This window comes from Stenotrophomonas sp. Sm10 (assembly GCF_030985515.1).
Taxonomy (GTDB): Bacteria; Pseudomonadota; Gammaproteobacteria; order Xanthomonadales; family Xanthomonadaceae; genus Stenotrophomonas; species Stenotrophomonas hibiscicola.
In genome coordinates this window covers 1-14,515 of sequence record NZ_JAPTFO010000084.1, presented here as the reverse complement: position 1 = coordinate 14,515, position 14,515 = coordinate 1, and the positions used below count along the sequence as shown (strand labels likewise).

Below are 14,515 nucleotides of genomic sequence, written 5' to 3'. Positions count from 1 at the left end.
CGCTGTGCGCGCTCTTCTGTAGAGCCGAGCCATGCTCGGCTGCTCTTCAACGTGATGACTGGAACCCCGCGCTGCGCGCGTCAGCCGAGCGTGGGCTCGGCTCTACAGGGTGCGGGGTGCGGTCACAGCAGCTGGTGCAGCATCGCTTTGAGGCGTCGCCCTTCCAGCTGGAAGTAGTCGCGCTGCTCGCGCCAGGCGGGGAAGCGTTGTTCCACTTCGTGCCAGAACGCAGGCGAGTGATTGGGCTGGATCAGGTGGCAGAGCTCGTGCACCAGCACATACTCGAACGCTTCCGGACGACCGAGCACCAGGGCCAGGTCCAGTGCCATGCTGCCGTCGGGGGCCAGCGAGCCCCATTGCGAGGACATCACCTTCAGCCGCAGGCGGCTGGGGGCGCGCGGCAGAGTGGGCAGGTACTTCGGCAGCCAGCGGCCGACGTCGGCGCGGGTCTGAGCTTCGTAGAATTCGCGCAGCAGACGGCGCAGGGTGGCGTCGCCGCCGCGGGTCGGCCACTGCACGCAGGCGCCGTGCGCGTCGATCTCCAGGCGCGCGTAGCGCCCTTCCTGCCAGCGCAGCGGCAGCAGTTCGCCGCGCAGGGGCAGCACACCGTCTTCGCCCGGCTGCAACGGTGGCGGCAGGCCCTGGCCCTGGTACTGCCGCAGCTGCAGCGCCAACCAGTCGCGGTGCTGTTCCAGGAAGCGTTCGCCCATCACCAGGCTTGCGCGCGGCGGCAGGGTCAGGCGTGCGCCGCGTTCGTCCACGCTCAGCTTGATGCGCCGCGCACGCGGATCACGCACGCGCAGGACCTCGATCTCGGCATCCTCCAGGCGCAGGCGAACGGTGTCGCGCTGTACGGTGGCGGGCGGGGTCGGGCTGATCAGGCGGCGCAGCAGACGGCTCATGCGCCCAGCATAGCGCCGCTTCGGGCCGCCGGATGACCGGCGGCCGTCGCGCTGCCTGTTCAGTCAGCCTTGCTGAGCTTGAAGGCTTCTTCCAGCAACAGGAACAGGCGGCGGATCTCGGCGCTCTGCAGGGCAAAGCGGGCGTCGAACTCGGCGCGGCGTCCGTCTTCGTCGGCATGCTCCAGCTGGTCCAGGGCGCCGTCGAGGAACTTCAGCTTGCGCACGATCAGGTCGTCGCCGATGACGAAGGACAGGTTGTCCTCGAAGATCAGCGCCAGCTTGGTCACCTGCTTGCCAGCGTCCAGGTGCTTGTCGATCTCGTCGCAGCGCAGCTCCTGGTGCTGGCACTTGACCACCGCGCCACCTTCCACCGGGTCCTTCATTTCGCACTCTTCGCCCAGGCTCAGCCCGGTCGGCAGCGGCTCGCCGGCGATCCAGCCGGTCAGGATCGAGCGCGGCGCGACCTCGGCGTTCAGCGGCATCGCCGGGAAGCTGCCGAGCAGGCCGCGGATGTCGGACATGAAGTACTCGCCGGTCTTGCGGCTGGAGGTATCCACCGCCACATAGCCGTGCTGCAGGTCGATGAAGGCGTCGTTGCGCGAGGACTTCACAAAGGCGCGCGGCAGCAGTTCATGCAGCAGGTCGTCCTTCATGCGCTTGCGCTCGCGGCCACCTGGGCGGCGGCCTTCCTTCTCCTCGATCTCCTCCAGCTTGCGCTCGAGCAGGTCGTTGACCACCGCTGCCGGCAGGATCTTGTCCTCGCCGCCCACGGTCAGCCACAGGTGTTCGGCGATGCGGTGGGAGAGCTGCTCCTTTTCCTCGCGGCCGAACGGCGAGATGAAGCCGCGCGAGTTCATTTCCAGCGCGCCAACAGGCTTGAGCACGGCGTGCGGCAGCAGGGTATCGACTTCGGAAAAATCGGTGGCGGTCGGAAAACGGAAGAACGTCAGGTTGCGAAAGAACATGGAATTCCGGATGGCAAAGAGGAAGGGCGACCGACCTTAAACGGTGGGCGTCTCGGGATCTGCGTCGGCATCGGCCGGGGAACCGGCCAGCCAGGCATGGGCATCGGGCAGCGGCGCGTCGTCGCGACGGCCCAGCGCCATGAAGTCGAACAGGGTAGTGTCGGCCAGCTGCGAGGGCCGGACGTCGCCCATGGCGCGCGCGATCTGCTCGATGCGGCCGGGATGGTCCTTTTCCCACTGCTTCAGCATCAGGCCGACCTGGCGGCGCTGCAGGTTCTCCTGGCTGCCGCACAGGTTGCAGGGAATGATCGGGAACCGGCGTGCCTGCGCGTAGTCGACGATGTCGCTTTCGCGCACGTAGGCCAACGGCCGGATCACCACGTGCCTGCCGTCATCGCTGCGCAGTTTCGGCGGCATCCCCGCCAGCTTGGCGTGGTGGAACAGGTTCATGAAGAAGGTGGCCACCATGTCGTCGCGGTGATGGCCCAGCGCGATCTTGGTGAAACCGTGGGTTTCGGCGTAGTTGTAAAGCGCGCCACGACGCAGGCGCGAGCACAGCGAGCACATGGTCTTGCCTTCCGGAATGACCCGGCTGACCACCGAGTAGGTGTCCTGCTCGATGATGTGGTACGGCACGCCCAGCCCAGCCAGGTACTCCGGCAGAATGTGCTCAGGGAAGCCCGGCTGTTTCTGGTCCAGGTTCACCGCCACCAGCTCGAACGGCACCGGTGCCTTCTTCTGCAGCTGCAGCAGCACGTCCAGCAGGGTGTAGCTGTCCTTGCCGCCGGACAGGCAGACCATGACCTTGTCGCCGGCCTCGATCATGCCGAAGTCGGCGATCGCCTCGCCGACCTGGCGGCGCAGGCGCTTGGCCAGCTTGTGCTGCTCGCGCTCGGCCACGCGTGGATCGCGGGCGGCGCGCGGCTGGGGATCGGGAAGGGAAATCACGGCACTCATGGGCTCCATTCTAACGGCTCGGAGCGGCCCCGGCCGGGGGTCGGTATTCCCCTCTCCCGGCGGTCATCATCGCTGTGTATGCTCGGAACCTGTGGACACCTACGACCCCGCCGAGATCGTCGAACGCCTCGCCGCCCTGCGCGCCGAGCACCGCCTGCTGGATGAACAGATCACCCGCATGGCGGCCAACGGCGAGGACGAACTGGAAGCCAAGCGCCTGAAGCGGCGCAAGCTGCAGTTGAAGGATTGCATCGCCAGGCTGGAGAGCCTGCAGATTCCCGACGAGCCGGCCTGAGCCGGGTTCAGGTGGGTGCCAACCCGGGTTGGCCTCCTGCTCCGGTACGTGCCAACCCTGGCCGGCACGACGGGAAGGTGTGCGGACCAAGGTCCACACCCACCGCAGGATTCAGTTCAATCCTGCGGCGCCGGCTCGTCCGGGCGCGCCGCTTCCGGGCTGACCCGCTCGATGGTGTGGCGCAGCTCGCGGCCGAGGATGAACTTGGCATCCTTGGCCCAGGCATCCAGGCGCTCGTCGAACAGCAGCTTGCTGTTCTCGTCCGGCCACACCAGGCGCAGCTCGCGCAGCTTCTGGATGAAGCCACGGAACAGGGCCTTGTCGAAGAACTCCGGCGCCGCCGGCGCATAGAGCAGGCTCAGGCGCTGCGCGGCCTGCTGGCACAGGCTTTCCAGTTCGGCGGCGCCAAGCACGCCGGGGCCGTTCTTCACCAGCACCGAAATGGCGATGTAGTAGCGCTCGAACGCCTGCTGCAGCGAGTGCCCGATGGCGCGCAGGCGGAAGACCTCGTCGGTCTGCCCGGTGTTGCGCGCCAGAATGCCGCCGTCGTCGTCATTGACGTTCTGCAGCAACCCCTCACGCACGAACACGTTGATGGTCTGGTCGATGCGCTGGGCGAACTCGTCCTCGCTCCACGGCAGGAACAGCTCGGCCTGCAGGAACGGGTACACCGTACGGCCCAGCTGGACCAAGCCGGCGCGGCTCATGCGGCGGTTGTTCTGGAAGCAGCAGGCCACCCACGACGAGGCGGTGAACAGGTGCAGCACGTTGTTGCGGAAGTAGCTCAGCAGCACCGCGGTATCGCCGCTGACGCTGAGCACATCGCCCAGGGGGTGCTTGACGCGGGTGAGGACGTTGATTTCCTCGGCGTGGGCGATGATCCGCTCCGGCGAGTGCGGGGTCACCGTCACCCGGTCCGAATATGGCATCTCGACCAGCAGGGTCTTGCACAGCTCGATCTGCGCGATCAGGTCGGCCTCGCCCATCGCGTGCTTCGGCGTGGACAGCAGCGCCAGCGCCAGCAGGTTGATCGGGTTGACGTCGGCGGCGCCGTTGATGCGCACCTGGATGCGTTCGGCCAGCGTATCCACCGTGGTCGACAGCCAGGCCGGCTTCTCGTCCTCGGACACCGCCTCGCCCTTCCACTCCGGCGCCTTCTCGGCCAGCACGTCGTTCAGTGCGATCGGTTCGCCAAAGTTCACCACCACCTGGCCGTAGTTCTGCTTGAGCACCTTGGGGATGCCCCACAGCAGCGACCAGATCGATTCCTTTTCCTTCGGCCGGCCGGACAGTTCGTCCAGATAGCTGCCGCCTTCCATCAGTTTCTCGTAGCCGATGTAGACGGGCTGGAACAGCACCGGCTTGCGCGGCTGGCGCAGGAACGCACGCAGCGTCATCGAGATCATGCCGCCCTTGGGCTGCAGCAGGCGGCCGGTGCGCGACCGGCCACCCTCAACGAAATACTCCAGCGAATAGCCACCGGCCACCAGCTGCGCGACGTACTCGCTGAGCACCGCCGAGTACAGCGCGTTGCCGCGGATCGAGCGGCGGATGAAGAACGCACCGCCCTTGCGCAGCAGGGTACCCACCACCGGCAGGTTCAGGTTGATGCCGGCCACGATGTGCGGCGGCACGATGCCACGGTCGTACAGCAGGTAGGAAAGCAGCAGGTAGTCCATGTGGCTGCGGTGGCTGGGCACGTACACCACTTCGTGGCCCGGCGCGGCAGCCTTGAACTTGTCCAGGTGGTGCACCAGCACGCCCGCATAGATGCGGTTCCACACGTGGCTGAGCATGAAGCTGGCCGAGCGCACGACCGGGCTGGAATAGTCCGCGGCGATTTCCCAGGCGTAGGCGTGTGCCTTCTTCCAGGCATCGGCCGGCTTCGAATTGTCGCGCTTGGCCTGTGCGGCGATCGCCTCGCGCACCGGTTCGGCAGCCAGCACCTGGTCCACCAGCAGGCGCCGCGTCGACAGGTCCGGGCCGATCACCGATTCACGGATGCGCCGGAAGTGCGTACGCAGCACGCGCTGCAGCTTGCGCACCGTGCGCTCCGGCTCCAGGCCTTCGTCCACGGTGCTGCGCAGCGAGATCGGCGGGGCGAAGCGCACGATGGTATTGCGCCCGTTCAGCAGCAGGCCCAGCAGGCGGCGGAAGCGACCGACCAGCGCCCAGTTTTCCGAGAACAGCACCGCGAACCAGCCGCTCTGCTTGTCCGGCGCGCGGCCGACGAAGATAGACACCGGCACCAGGTGCACGTCCAGGTCGTCGCGCACGCGGTGCGCCTGCAGGACCTTGGCCAGCGAATCGGAGTGGGTCTTGGCGCCGCGCTGCTCGGGAATCAGCGAGTTGCTGGAGCTGCGCCGCGACAGCGCCAGGTAGGCGCGCTTGCGCCCGGTCGGGTCACCGGCCAGCGGCACCAGCGGCGAGGGCAGCCCGGCCTGGCGGCAGGCCTTGTCCAGGATCAGCGCGTTGGACAGGCCGTAGTCTTCCAGCACGTACACGACCGGACGGCCATCGTTGTACTGGCCTGGGTCTTCCGGCTCGATCTTCAGCGACAGCCACGGCTCGACCAGGCGGCCCAGCAGGCGAGCCCACAGCGGGCGGCGGCCGGCCGGACGCGCGTGCACGGGCGGCGGTACCGGGTTCGGGCCGGTGCCGGTCGAGGGGGACGCCGGCACCGTATCGGCGGGCGTCGACTGGGATTCTTCGCCGGGAAACGGCAGCGGGTTCTGTTTCGACATCGGCGCCATTATGGCTTAGGCGGCGGCGTTGCTGCTTCCCCACCCCCAGCAGGGGCTTCAGCCGGTGATGGCGAGGCCGCAGCGCGGGCCGCGTCGGCCTTGCGCAGCAGCGCATCGGTGTCGGCCAGGGTGCGGGTCAGGTACCAGTGGCCCTCGCGGCGGCTCAGCGGCAGCTGCAGGATCATTTCGCGGCCAGCCAGGTCGTAGTGCAGGCGTACCAGCGCATTGTCACCCTCCACCGAGAGCAGCTCACCGCGCACGCTGCGCAGCGCCTCGTCCACGCCCAGTCCGTAGCTGCCCAGCACGGCCTTGAGGGTGTGGATGAACGGCGCCAGCTGCTGCAGGCTGCCTTCCATGCCGGCGGCCTGCAGGCCGGCCTCATCATCGAACCCAACCTTGCCGGCCGCGCCAACCAGTGCGGCGATGGTGCTGCGCGCGCGGGCGCGGTCACTGATCGGTGCGCCCTGCGCCCAGCTGGCGAGGGTTTCCACCAGGGCGATGTAGTGCGCCTGTTGTCCGGGCGTATAGCCCTTCTGGTGGCGCAGGTACTGCACGCCGAAGTTGCCCATCGACTGCGCGGCCTGGCGAACGGCGCCGGCCTGTCCGGCCAGCTGGCGATCGAAGCTGCGCTGCAGTTCGGCGCTGGCGTTGGGCTTGCGCAGCGCGGCCAGCATCGGCAGCAGCTGGTCACCCAGCGGCAGTTCGGTCAGCGGCCACTGGCTGTGGCCTTCGGTCCAGGCCTGTTGCAGGCGCTGGTACTGGCTGGGCGGTACCGACAGCTTCGCGTAGCCGACCAGATCGTCCTCGGCCAGGCGCAGGGCCATCGCCTGCACCGCCGCGACCGGTTCGGCTGCCGGCTTGGCCGGATCATCGGCTGATTCGCGGCACGCGGCCACCGCCAGCAGCAGCATGGCTGCCAGCCCCCATCCACGCGCAGACCTTCCTCGCACCGCCACGCTCATGCAATCGGACTCCCCGGACCGGTCCGCATCTTGCGGCCTGCGACGTGACAGCGGCAAGCCGGGACGTCACGGTTTCCGCTGTTGCCTGTGCAAGTCACTGACGGGAATAAAAAAAGAGCCGGGATCACGGGGATCACAGGCTCTTCAAACCGGCGCAGGGCCGGTGGACAGTGTTGTGGCACATGTCCGGTCCGAGGACCGGATGGCGGCGATCCTACGCTGCCGCTCAAGTTAAGGCAACACTTCACGTAGTGCGCCTTAAACTATTGATTTTATTGATCCACCTGATGATGGGGGTGGAAGCAATGAAATCTACGGCAGGTTTTGCGGCGATTCGGGCACAACCGCTCGGTAGACGGATGCAAAAACGCCATGCCGCGCGGGCCGGGATGGCGTTCGGGCCTGCAGCCTTCGCACCGGAACCTCAGCGCGCACCCAGTGCCGACGCGATTTCCTGCTGGATGGCCCGGGCCGCGGCCTGCGGATCGGTGGCCAGGCGGATCGGACGGCCAACCACGATGGCATCGGCACCATCGGCGAACGCCTGGGCCACGCCAACGGTACGCTTCTGGTCATCGCCGACCGGGCCACCGGGGCGGATGCCCGGGCAGACGATCGAGAACCCGGCGCCGGTCGCGGCGCGAATCGGGCCGGCCTCCTGGCCCGAGGCGATCACGCCATCGATGCCGGCCGCCTGCGCGGCCAGCGCGCGTTCGACCACCACCTCCACCGGTTCACGGTCGATGCCCATCTGCGCCAGGTCCGGGCGGCCCATCGAGGTCAGCACGGTCACCGCCAGCAGGCGCATGTCACTGCTGTTGGCGGCGGCGCAGGCTTCCATCATCGCCGGGTGCCAGCCGTGGATGGTGGCGTAGCTGACCGGCCACTGCGAAAGGCGCTTGATCACCGCCGCGGCGGTGGCCGGGATATCGAAGAACTTCAGGTCGACGAACACGCGCTTGTCGCGGCGGGCCAGCTCGTCCAGCACCTGGAAGTACTCGCCCGACGCCAGCAGTTCCATGCCGATCTTGTAGAACGCCACGCTGTCGCCGAGGCGGTCGACCCACTCCAGCGCCTGCGCGCGATCAGGCACGTCCAGCGCGAAGATCAGGCGCTCGTCGTCGCGCAGCGGCAGTGGCGCGCGGCTCATGGTGCGTAGTCCAGGGCAGCGCGCTTGGCGTCGTGGCGGGCCTGGCGCGACTGGCTGTAATCGTTGTTGAACTGCGCCGGCTCGAAGCCACCGTAGGTCGGGTTGGGCAGCATCCACCAGCGCTCGCCGAACCAGTCGTGGTACTGCTGCAGCAGTGCGTCACGGCCTTCGTTGGTGTTGGCGGTCACTTCCACGAAATCGCCCAGCTGGTCGCCGAACTGCATCAGCACGCGGTACTTCTGCCCGGCCAGGCGGCGGCGGCAGTTCTTCTCGCTACCGGCCTGCTCGCACCCTTCGACCACGGTGCCCAGGCCCAGGAACACGCTGTCATCGGCCACCGGCAGGCCCTGCTCGCGCAGGTTGGCCAGGGTCGCGTCCTTCAGGTGCACGGCGCGGTTGGAGATGTACAGCAGGGTCACGCCCTTGGCGTTGGCAGCCTTGGCGAAATCCACCACGCCCGGAATGGCCTTGGCCTTCTTCTCGGCCACCCACTGGTCCCAGCTCAGCTCGTCGTATTCCTTGCCGTCGCGCACCAGGCGCGCCTGGTAGGGCGAGTTGTCCAGCACGGTCTCGTCCACGTCCAGTACCACGGCCGGCTTCAGGCCCTTGGCCTCGTTGCCGCGTTCTTCCGGCACCAGTGCGTCCCAGTGGGCTTCCTTCAACGCGACATCCAGGTGGTCGGCGGCGGCACGATAGGTCTGCTCGGTGATGGCCTTGTACTCCTGCGCGCGCTGCATCCACAGCACCGCATTGAGATTGTCGTTGGCCGTGGCATCGAGCACGCCATCGGCCTTGGCAGCGGCAGCGGGCGCCTGCGGGGCCGCGGCTTCGGCGGCAGGCGCCTCCACGCGCTTGCAGGCGGACAGGCCCAGCGCCGCGGTAGCGAGCAGGGTCAGGGACAGGGAAACAGGACGACGCATGGATTCACCGGCAATCAGATATACCGGCGCATTTTACCGGCAAAGGCGGCCCCGGGACGGCTATGCTTGGCGGTTGACCCGTTGCCCTTCCGGAGGCTGCCATGACCGATTCCACCCAGACCCCCGACGTCCCCCTGCTCGACGCCGTGCAGGCACGCCTGCTGGGCTGCCTGGTGGAAAAGGAGGCGACCACACCGGACACCTACCCGCTGACGGTCAACGCCGCCCAATCGGCCGCCAACCAGAAGACCGCGCGCGAGCCGGTGATGAACGTCGATGCCGGCAGCGTGCAGCACGCGCTGCGCCAGCTGGAAACGATGGGCCTGGCCCGCCAGCACTTCTCCTCGCGCGCGGACCGCTACGAGCACCGCCTGCAGGCCGCGCTGGACCTGACCCGACAGCAGACCGTGCTGCTGGCGCTGCTGCTGCTGCGTGGGCCGCAAACCCTGGGCGAGCTGGTGTCGCGCAGCGAGCGTCTGTACCGTTTTGCCGACACCGACGAAGCCCGCCACGCCATCGAGCGCCTGCAGCAGCGCGCGCTGCTGGTGGTGCTGCCGCGCGCCAGCGGCCAGCGCGAAGACCGCTACATGCACCTGCTGTGCGGAGAAGTGGACGGCGCGGCACTGGCAGCGAAGTACGCCAGCGGCGGCGGTGGCAGCAGCGATGCGGCCGATCCGGGCCTGGCCGAGCGCGTGGCCCGGCTGGAAGCGGCCGTGGCCGAGCTGCAGGCGCAGCTGGACGAACTGCGCGGCTGAGGGGGTGGGTGCCGACCGTTGGTCGGCACTGCATCTGAATCGTACCGACCAACATCAGGGGTCAGACCTGCGCCGCACCCGGCGTGGCATACAACCGGCTCGGGCTGTCCACGCCCGGCAACTGGATCACCCCGCGCATCTGCATACCCAGGCCCTGCAGGATCTTCCCGGACACCACGTTGTCCAGATCGGTGATGCCATACAGATCGTGCAGGCCCAGCGCTCCACGCGCATGCGCGAACACCGCGCGTGCCGCCTCACCGGCATAGCCCTGCCCCGCGAATTCCGACAGCACCGCATAGCCGATGTCCGGCCCCGGCAGGCCATCCCGCCGCACCAGCCCGGCGTTGCCCAGCCAGGCACCATCGGACAACCGCTCGATGGCATACATGCCGAAGCCATTCAACGCATAGCTGTGCAGCACCCGCAGCGCAATGTACTCGCGTGCCTGTTCTTCGTCGCGCACGTTGCGGTCACCGATGAAACGCACGAAGCCCGGATCGTTGAGCAGGGCCAGCATCGGTGCCGCATCACGGTCCGGTTCAATGGCCCGCAGCCGCAGGCGTTCGCTTTCGATGGGATGCATGGGTGGGTTCCGGAAGGAATACCTCGATTTTGCAACGCCAGCGCCCGCCGTGCAGCACGCTCAGGCCAAGTGGGCCACTACGATGCCCAGCCTAGCCACATGCCCCGTCACGCTGGCCGAACAGGATCGGCCAGTAGCGCACGCACAGGCGATGGACGCATGCGGCGATCAGGCAGAACCCCATGCCCATCAGCGCCAACAGCAGCGGTGCGCCCCAGCGCAATCCCGGGTGCTGGATACGAGCCTTGGAAGGCATGCCGCCGGGATATAGCACCTGTACCTGTTCGCCGACCACGTACAGTGGTGCCCCGGTAGCAAAGGACGCGGTGAACTGAATCATCTGCCCCTGTGCGGTCTGGAACCTCACCACCGGGCGATGCAGGGTGATGTCACGTGCGGGCATCCTCTGCCTGGACGGCCACCACCGTTCCGGTTACGGAAACGGCCTTGCTCGCGAAACGCTGGACGTCCACGAACAGCCAGGCGGCGGCCAGAAGGATCAGCAGGCCCACGGCAAAGAAAAACAGCAAAAAACATCTGAGGAGGGTGGGCATGGTGCTGGCCGGGTTGATCGATCAGCGTGCAGGTGCTGGCGCTGATCGAATGAAGGAGATATCGACATGGTAGTAGCGCGGATTGCCCGGCATGACATGGACATCCAGTTCACGCCCACTCACCTGTGCACGGGGATCGGCCCATAGATACGCACTGTGGAAGACATGCCATCGAGTGGTTTCAGGATCGCGCCAGGCGCAGACGATGACGAACGGATGCCTTCCCTCCGAAAATACTCCGAGATCGCGCTTGATCGCCCGGACCTTGGCTTGCACCCGTGTCCCGTGGCGAAGGAGCTGCCTGCGCCGCCATGCCCTCGCCGCCTGCGGCAGGTGCATAAATCCCACCGCCAGCAGGAATGGGCCGCCGCCCAATCCCAGTATGACGCTCAGGCCCCAGGGTGATGAGAGCGAACGCACCAGAGCCTGGTCCGGGCGGTCCGGCAGGTACAGCACATCTACATGATCGCCCGTCATGTAGGCACGACGGCTGGTACGACCTGCGAAGAACCGCATCACTTGCCCGCTGCTGGTAGTGAATTCCACCCAGTACAGGAACTTCACCCCTGAAGTGCGCGAACCACCGCGATCAACGGTGATGGCACCCACATGGGTGATCCTGCCATCGGCAATGACCGCCGCATCGAGGAAGCGCCTGGCACCAACGTAGGCCAGAAGCGCTGAAACAAGCAGGACCACGCCCAGCCCGAGGAAGGTACGGGTGAGAACAGGAGGGATGTCGTTGGACACGATGAAAGACACGGCGCGCACTTCGGGTGCGCTCACACTAGGCCTTAACCCGATGCAGGCTCAAGGCCAGAAGCGTCAATCGGACGGATTGGAATACCACTTTAGTGGCTTTTCGATCCTCAATCGAACAGCGCCTCGATCGCGGCCAACCCCGCCGTCGCGCGCTCCTTCTTGCGCGCCGCATCGGCCACCGGATCGGCGCCATCGCGCTGGATCTCCTCGGCCGGAATCTCCTCGAAGAACCGGCTCGGCTTCAGGCGTACGTGTTCGCCGAACTTGCGCGTCAGCTTGCTGTAGCTCATCCACAGCTGGATCTTGGCGCGGGTGATGCCCACGTACAGCAGGCGCCGTTCTTCCTGCAGGTTGCCCTCGTCCAGGCTGACCTGGTGCGGCAGCACGCCGTCCTCGCAGCCGACGATGAACACGTACGGGAATTCCAGGCCCTTGGAAGCGTGCAGGGTCATCATGCGCACCTGGTTGCCGCCCTCGTCCTTGTCGCTGCGCGACAGCAGCGCCAGCTGGCCGGCCAGGTCGGCGGCGGTTGCACCGCGCGGGCCGCCCTCGAACCACTGCGCCAGTTCCTCGATGTTGTTTGCGCGGCGCTGGTAGCTGGCCTCTTCCTTGGCCTGCTGGCGCAGCTCGCTCAGCAACCCGGATTCCTTGGCCACCTTGCGGATCATGTCGCCGGACGTCACCTGGCGCATCTGTGCACGCAGGTCGCGCAGGATGTCGGTGAAGCGCGCCAGGCTGTTGGCCACGCGCGGTGGGAGCTGCTGCAGGGCACCGATGGTTTCTGCCACATGCGCCATCGGCATGTCCTTTTCCTGGGCCAGCTCGGCCAGCTTGGCCAGCGTGCCGGCACCGACGTCGCGCTTGGGCGACTGCACCGCACGCATGAACGCGGTGTCGTCATCCGGGTTCACCAGCAGGCGCAGCCAGGCCAGGGTGTCTTTCACTTCCTGGCGTTCCAGGAACATGGTGCCGCCGGTCAGGTGATAGGGAATGCGCAGCAGCTGCATCGCCTTTTCCAGCGGGCGCGACTGGAAGTTGCCACGGAACAGGATGCAGAAGTCACTCCACGGCACGTTGCGCGATTGCGCCACGAAGGCGATCTCGGCGGCGACCTTCTCCGCTTCATGTTCGCTGTTGCGGCATTCCCAAACACGGATGCGTTCGCCGTCGGCCTGGTCGCTCCACAGCTTCTTCAGGTGCTCATGCGGATTGTTGGCGATCAGCGCGTTGGCGGCGCGCAGCACGCGGTTGGAGCAGCGGTAGTTCTGCTCCAGCTTGATGATTTCCAGCGTGGGGTAATCGCGCCCCATCTGCTGCAGGTTTTCGGGATTGGCGCCACGCCAGGCGTAGATCGACTGGTCATCGTCGCCGACGCAGGTGAAGTTGCCCTTCTCGCCGGCCAGCTGCTTGAGCAGGCGGTACTGCGCGTCGTTGGTGTCCTGGCATTCGTCCACCAGCAGGTAGCCGATGCGCTCGCGCCAGGCCAGGGCGATGTCCGGATTCTCTTCCAGGATCTGCACCGGCAGACGGATCAGGTCATCGAAGTCGACCGCATTGAACGCGGTCAGCCTCAGCTGGTATCGCTCGTAGACGCTGGCCGCTTCCTTCTCGCGGTTGCTGCGTGCGGCGGCCATCGCCTGTTCGGGCGACAGGCCGGCGTTCTTCGCGCGCGACACCAGGTTCTTCATGTCCTCGATGTCGTCGGGCTTGGCCCCGTGCATCAGGTCCTTGATCTGCGCAGCGGCATCGTCGGCGTCGAAGATCGAGAATCCACGCTTCAGGCCCACCGCCGCGTGCTCGATCTGCAGGAACTTCAGGCCCAGCGCATGGAAGGTGCAGATCGTCACCTCGTCGGCATCCTGCTCGCGCAGGCGCTTGGCCACACGCTCGCGCATTTCCTTGGCCGACTTGTTGGTGAAGGTGATCGCCGCGATGCGGCGTGCCGGGTAGCGGCCACAGCTGATCAGGTGGGCGATCTTTTCCACGATCACGCGCGTCTTGCCGCTGCCCGCGCCGGCGAGCACCAGCAGCGGACCTTCGATGTGCAGGACGGCGGCGGCTTGGGGGGGATTGAGACCGTGCATGGGATGGGGATTGTAGCGGGGCGGGGTGACGACCACAGCGGCCTGCCGGCGGGGTTGCTGAACGGCTTCGGCGAAGCGGGGCCGCGGCGTACAATCCGTCGATGGCCAAGCTCTACTTCTACTATTCGGCGATGAACGCCGGCAAGACCACCACCCTGCTGCAGAGCGCCCACAACTACCGCGAGCGCGGCATGCGGGTGGCGATCCTGACCCCGCGCCTGGACGATCGTGCCGGCGCCGGCGTGGTTGCCTCGCGGATCGGCCTGCGCGCCGAGGGCATGGCCTTCGACCGTGATACCGACCTGCAGCGCTGGGTAGAGCAGGACCTGGCGGCGAACGGGCCGATGGGCTGCGTGCTGGTGGACGAAGCGCAGTTCCTCACCCGCGCCCAGGTCTGGCAGCTCAGCGAGGTGGTCGACCAGCTGCGCATTCCGGTGCTGTGCTACGGGCTGCGCACCGACTTCCGCGGCGAACTGTTCGAGGGCAGCCAGTACCTGCTGGCCTGGGCCGACGAGATGCAGGAGATCAAGACCATCTGCCACAGCGGCAAGAAGGCAACGATGACGGTACGCGTGGATGAGCATGGCCACGCAGTACAGGACGGCCCGCAGGTGGAGATCGGCGGCAACGACCGCTACGTGTCGGTCAGCCGCGCCGAGTTCAAGAAGATCACCCGCGGCGAAGGGCGGATCGATCCGGCGCAGGCGCCGCTGCCGCTGTAAGGGGTGTGCTTTTGCAGGGCTTGCAGCCCTGCACCTGCTCAACGCAACGGCAACGGCCAAAGCCAAAGCGGCATTCCGCGGGATGGCGGGGCGGTGTGGGTGGGCAGGACACGCCGTAAACCCGTCCCTGGGGGCTCGATGGCGCCATCCATGGCGC

15 protein-coding genes are annotated in these 14,515 nt (G+C 67.0%); 3 read left to right on the top strand and 12 right to left on the bottom strand.

Annotated elements, in window-relative coordinates; genetic code table 11:
* Positions 1 to 122: 122 nt before the first annotated feature.
* From O0J15_RS17925 to ttcA, 3 genes are read right to left on the bottom strand one after another with little or no spacing between them, the layout of a single operon-like run.
* Complete coding sequence (locus O0J15_RS17925) at positions 123 to 902, bottom strand: M48 family metallopeptidase (protein WP_155028750.1); 780 nt, start codon at positions 900 to 902, stop codon at positions 123 to 125.
* Positions 903 to 961: 59 nt separating this feature from the next.
* Positions 962 to 1,867 (bottom strand): recombination-associated protein RdgC, encoded by a 906-nt coding sequence (locus O0J15_RS17920; RefSeq protein WP_021202267.1) that lies wholly within the window; start codon positions 1,865 to 1,867, stop codon positions 962 to 964.
* 36 nt (positions 1,868 to 1,903) lie between these two features.
* Positions 1,904 to 2,824 carry a tRNA 2-thiocytidine(32) synthetase TtcA gene (gene ttcA / locus O0J15_RS17915; RefSeq protein ID WP_171953210.1) on the bottom strand — a complete coding sequence of 307 codons (921 nt, stop codon included), beginning with the start codon at positions 2,822 to 2,824 and terminating at the stop codon, positions 1,904 to 1,906.
* A gap of 91 nt (positions 2,825 to 2,915) precedes the next feature.
* On the opposite strand from ttcA, the gene O0J15_RS17910 reads away from it, so the two are divergent.
* Positions 2,916 to 3,119, top strand: a complete 204-nt coding sequence (locus tag O0J15_RS17910; protein WP_005407501.1) for a YdcH family protein — start codon at positions 2,916 to 2,918, stop codon at positions 3,117 to 3,119.
* A 116-nt stretch (positions 3,120 to 3,235) separates the two neighbouring features.
* Here the strand turns inward: O0J15_RS17910 and plsB are convergent, their stop codons facing one another.
* The 4 genes from plsB to O0J15_RS17890 all read right to left on the bottom strand — a co-directional run bounded on the left by plsB (position 3,236) and on the right by O0J15_RS17890 (position 8,895).
* Positions 3,236 to 5,872 carry a glycerol-3-phosphate 1-O-acyltransferase PlsB gene (plsB, locus tag O0J15_RS17905; protein ID WP_171953209.1) on the bottom strand — a complete coding sequence of 879 codons (2,637 nt, stop codon included), beginning with the start codon at positions 5,870 to 5,872 and terminating at the stop codon, positions 3,236 to 3,238.
* Positions 5,872 to 6,825, bottom strand: coding sequence for a hypothetical protein (locus tag O0J15_RS17900; RefSeq protein WP_019662244.1), 954 nt, complete (start codon positions 6,823 to 6,825; stop codon positions 5,872 to 5,874). Before O0J15_RS17900 ends, plsB begins: the two co-directional genes overlap by 1 nt.
* A 424-nt stretch (positions 6,826 to 7,249) precedes the next feature.
* Entirely contained in the window at positions 7,250 to 7,975 is a 726-nt protein-coding gene (gene pyrF / locus O0J15_RS17895; protein WP_021202271.1) for an orotidine-5'-phosphate decarboxylase, read from the bottom strand.
* Entirely contained in the window at positions 7,972 to 8,895 is a 924-nt protein-coding gene (locus tag O0J15_RS17890; RefSeq protein ID WP_308306058.1) for a 5'-nucleotidase, lipoprotein e(P4) family, read from the bottom strand. The genes pyrF and O0J15_RS17890 overlap by 4 nt, the downstream gene beginning before the upstream one ends.
* A 101-nt stretch (positions 8,896 to 8,996) precedes the next feature.
* Here O0J15_RS17890 and O0J15_RS17885 point away from each other — a divergent pair, with 101 nt between their 5' ends.
* Positions 8,997 to 9,650, top strand: a complete 654-nt coding sequence (locus O0J15_RS17885; RefSeq protein WP_019662241.1) for a YceH family protein — start codon at positions 8,997 to 8,999, stop codon at positions 9,648 to 9,650.
* A gap of 61 nt (positions 9,651 to 9,711) precedes the next feature.
* Here the strand turns inward: O0J15_RS17885 and O0J15_RS17880 are convergent, their stop codons facing one another.
* The 5 genes from O0J15_RS17880 to O0J15_RS17860 all read right to left on the bottom strand — a co-directional run bounded on the left by O0J15_RS17880 (position 9,712) and on the right by O0J15_RS17860 (position 13,636).
* Positions 9,712 to 10,236, bottom strand: coding sequence for a GNAT family N-acetyltransferase (locus O0J15_RS17880; protein WP_308306057.1), 525 nt, complete (start codon positions 10,234 to 10,236; stop codon positions 9,712 to 9,714).
* A gap of 91 nt (positions 10,237 to 10,327) precedes the next feature.
* Positions 10,328 to 10,639 (bottom strand): DUF3592 domain-containing protein, encoded by a 312-nt coding sequence (locus tag O0J15_RS17875; protein ID WP_308306056.1) that lies wholly within the window; start codon positions 10,637 to 10,639, stop codon positions 10,328 to 10,330.
* A complete protein-coding gene (locus O0J15_RS17870; RefSeq protein WP_308306055.1) occupies positions 10,626 to 10,790 on the bottom strand; it encodes a hypothetical protein in 165 nt (54 codons plus the stop codon). The genes O0J15_RS17875 and O0J15_RS17870 overlap by 14 nt, the downstream gene beginning before the upstream one ends.
* Before the next feature lie 21 nt (positions 10,791 to 10,811).
* Entirely contained in the window at positions 10,812 to 11,552 is a 741-nt protein-coding gene (locus O0J15_RS17865; protein ID WP_308306054.1) for a DUF3592 domain-containing protein, read from the bottom strand.
* 107 nt (positions 11,553 to 11,659) lie between these two features.
* Complete coding sequence (locus O0J15_RS17860) at positions 11,660 to 13,636, bottom strand: UvrD-helicase domain-containing protein (protein WP_308306053.1); 1,977 nt, start codon at positions 13,634 to 13,636, stop codon at positions 11,660 to 11,662.
* A 101-nt stretch (positions 13,637 to 13,737) separates the two neighbouring features.
* Between O0J15_RS17860 and O0J15_RS17855 the strand changes: the two genes are divergently transcribed.
* Positions 13,738 to 14,358, top strand: coding sequence for a thymidine kinase (locus tag O0J15_RS17855; protein WP_021204637.1), 621 nt, complete (start codon positions 13,738 to 13,740; stop codon positions 14,356 to 14,358).
* The last annotated feature ends 157 nt before the right edge of the window (positions 14,359 to 14,515 follow it).

Bases quoted from the DNA above. Each gene is read 5' to 3' on its own strand.
- O0J15_RS17925 (WP_155028750.1), bottom strand. From the start codon at position 902: ATGAGCCGTCTGCTGCGCCGCCTGATCAGCCCGACCCCGCCCGCCACC.
- O0J15_RS17920 (WP_021202267.1), bottom strand. From the start codon at position 1,867: ATGTTCTTTCGCAACCTGACGTTCTTCCGTTTTCCGACCGCCACCGAT.
- ttcA (WP_171953210.1), bottom strand. From the start codon at position 2,824: ATGAGTGCCGTGATTTCCCTTCCCGATCCCCAGCCGCGCGCCGCCCGC.
- plsB (WP_171953209.1), bottom strand. From the start codon at position 5,872: ATGGCGCCGATGTCGAAACAGAACCCGCTGCCGTTTCCCGGCGAAGAA.
- O0J15_RS17900 (WP_019662244.1), bottom strand. From the start codon at position 6,825: ATGAGCGTGGCGGTGCGAGGAAGGTCTGCGCGTGGATGGGGGCTGGCA.
- pyrF (WP_021202271.1), bottom strand. From the start codon at position 7,975: ATGAGCCGCGCGCCACTGCCGCTGCGCGACGACGAGCGCCTGATCTTC.
- O0J15_RS17890 (WP_308306058.1), bottom strand. From the start codon at position 8,895: ATGCGTCGTCCTGTTTCCCTGTCCCTGACCCTGCTCGCTACCGCGGCG.
- O0J15_RS17885 (WP_019662241.1), top strand. From the start codon at position 8,997: ATGACCGATTCCACCCAGACCCCCGACGTCCCCCTGCTCGACGCCGTG.
- O0J15_RS17880 (WP_308306057.1), bottom strand. From the start codon at position 10,236: ATGCATCCCATCGAAAGCGAACGCCTGCGGCTGCGGGCCATTGAACCG.
- O0J15_RS17875 (WP_308306056.1), bottom strand. From the start codon at position 10,639: ATGCCCGCACGTGACATCACCCTGCATCGCCCGGTGGTGAGGTTCCAG.
- O0J15_RS17870 (WP_308306055.1), bottom strand. From the start codon at position 10,790: ATGCCCACCCTCCTCAGATGTTTTTTGCTGTTTTTCTTTGCCGTGGGC.
- O0J15_RS17860 (WP_308306053.1), bottom strand. From the start codon at position 13,636: ATGCACGGTCTCAATCCCCCCCAAGCCGCCGCCGTCCTGCACATCGAA.
- O0J15_RS17855 (WP_021204637.1), top strand. From the start codon at position 13,738: ATGGCCAAGCTCTACTTCTACTATTCGGCGATGAACGCCGGCAAGACC.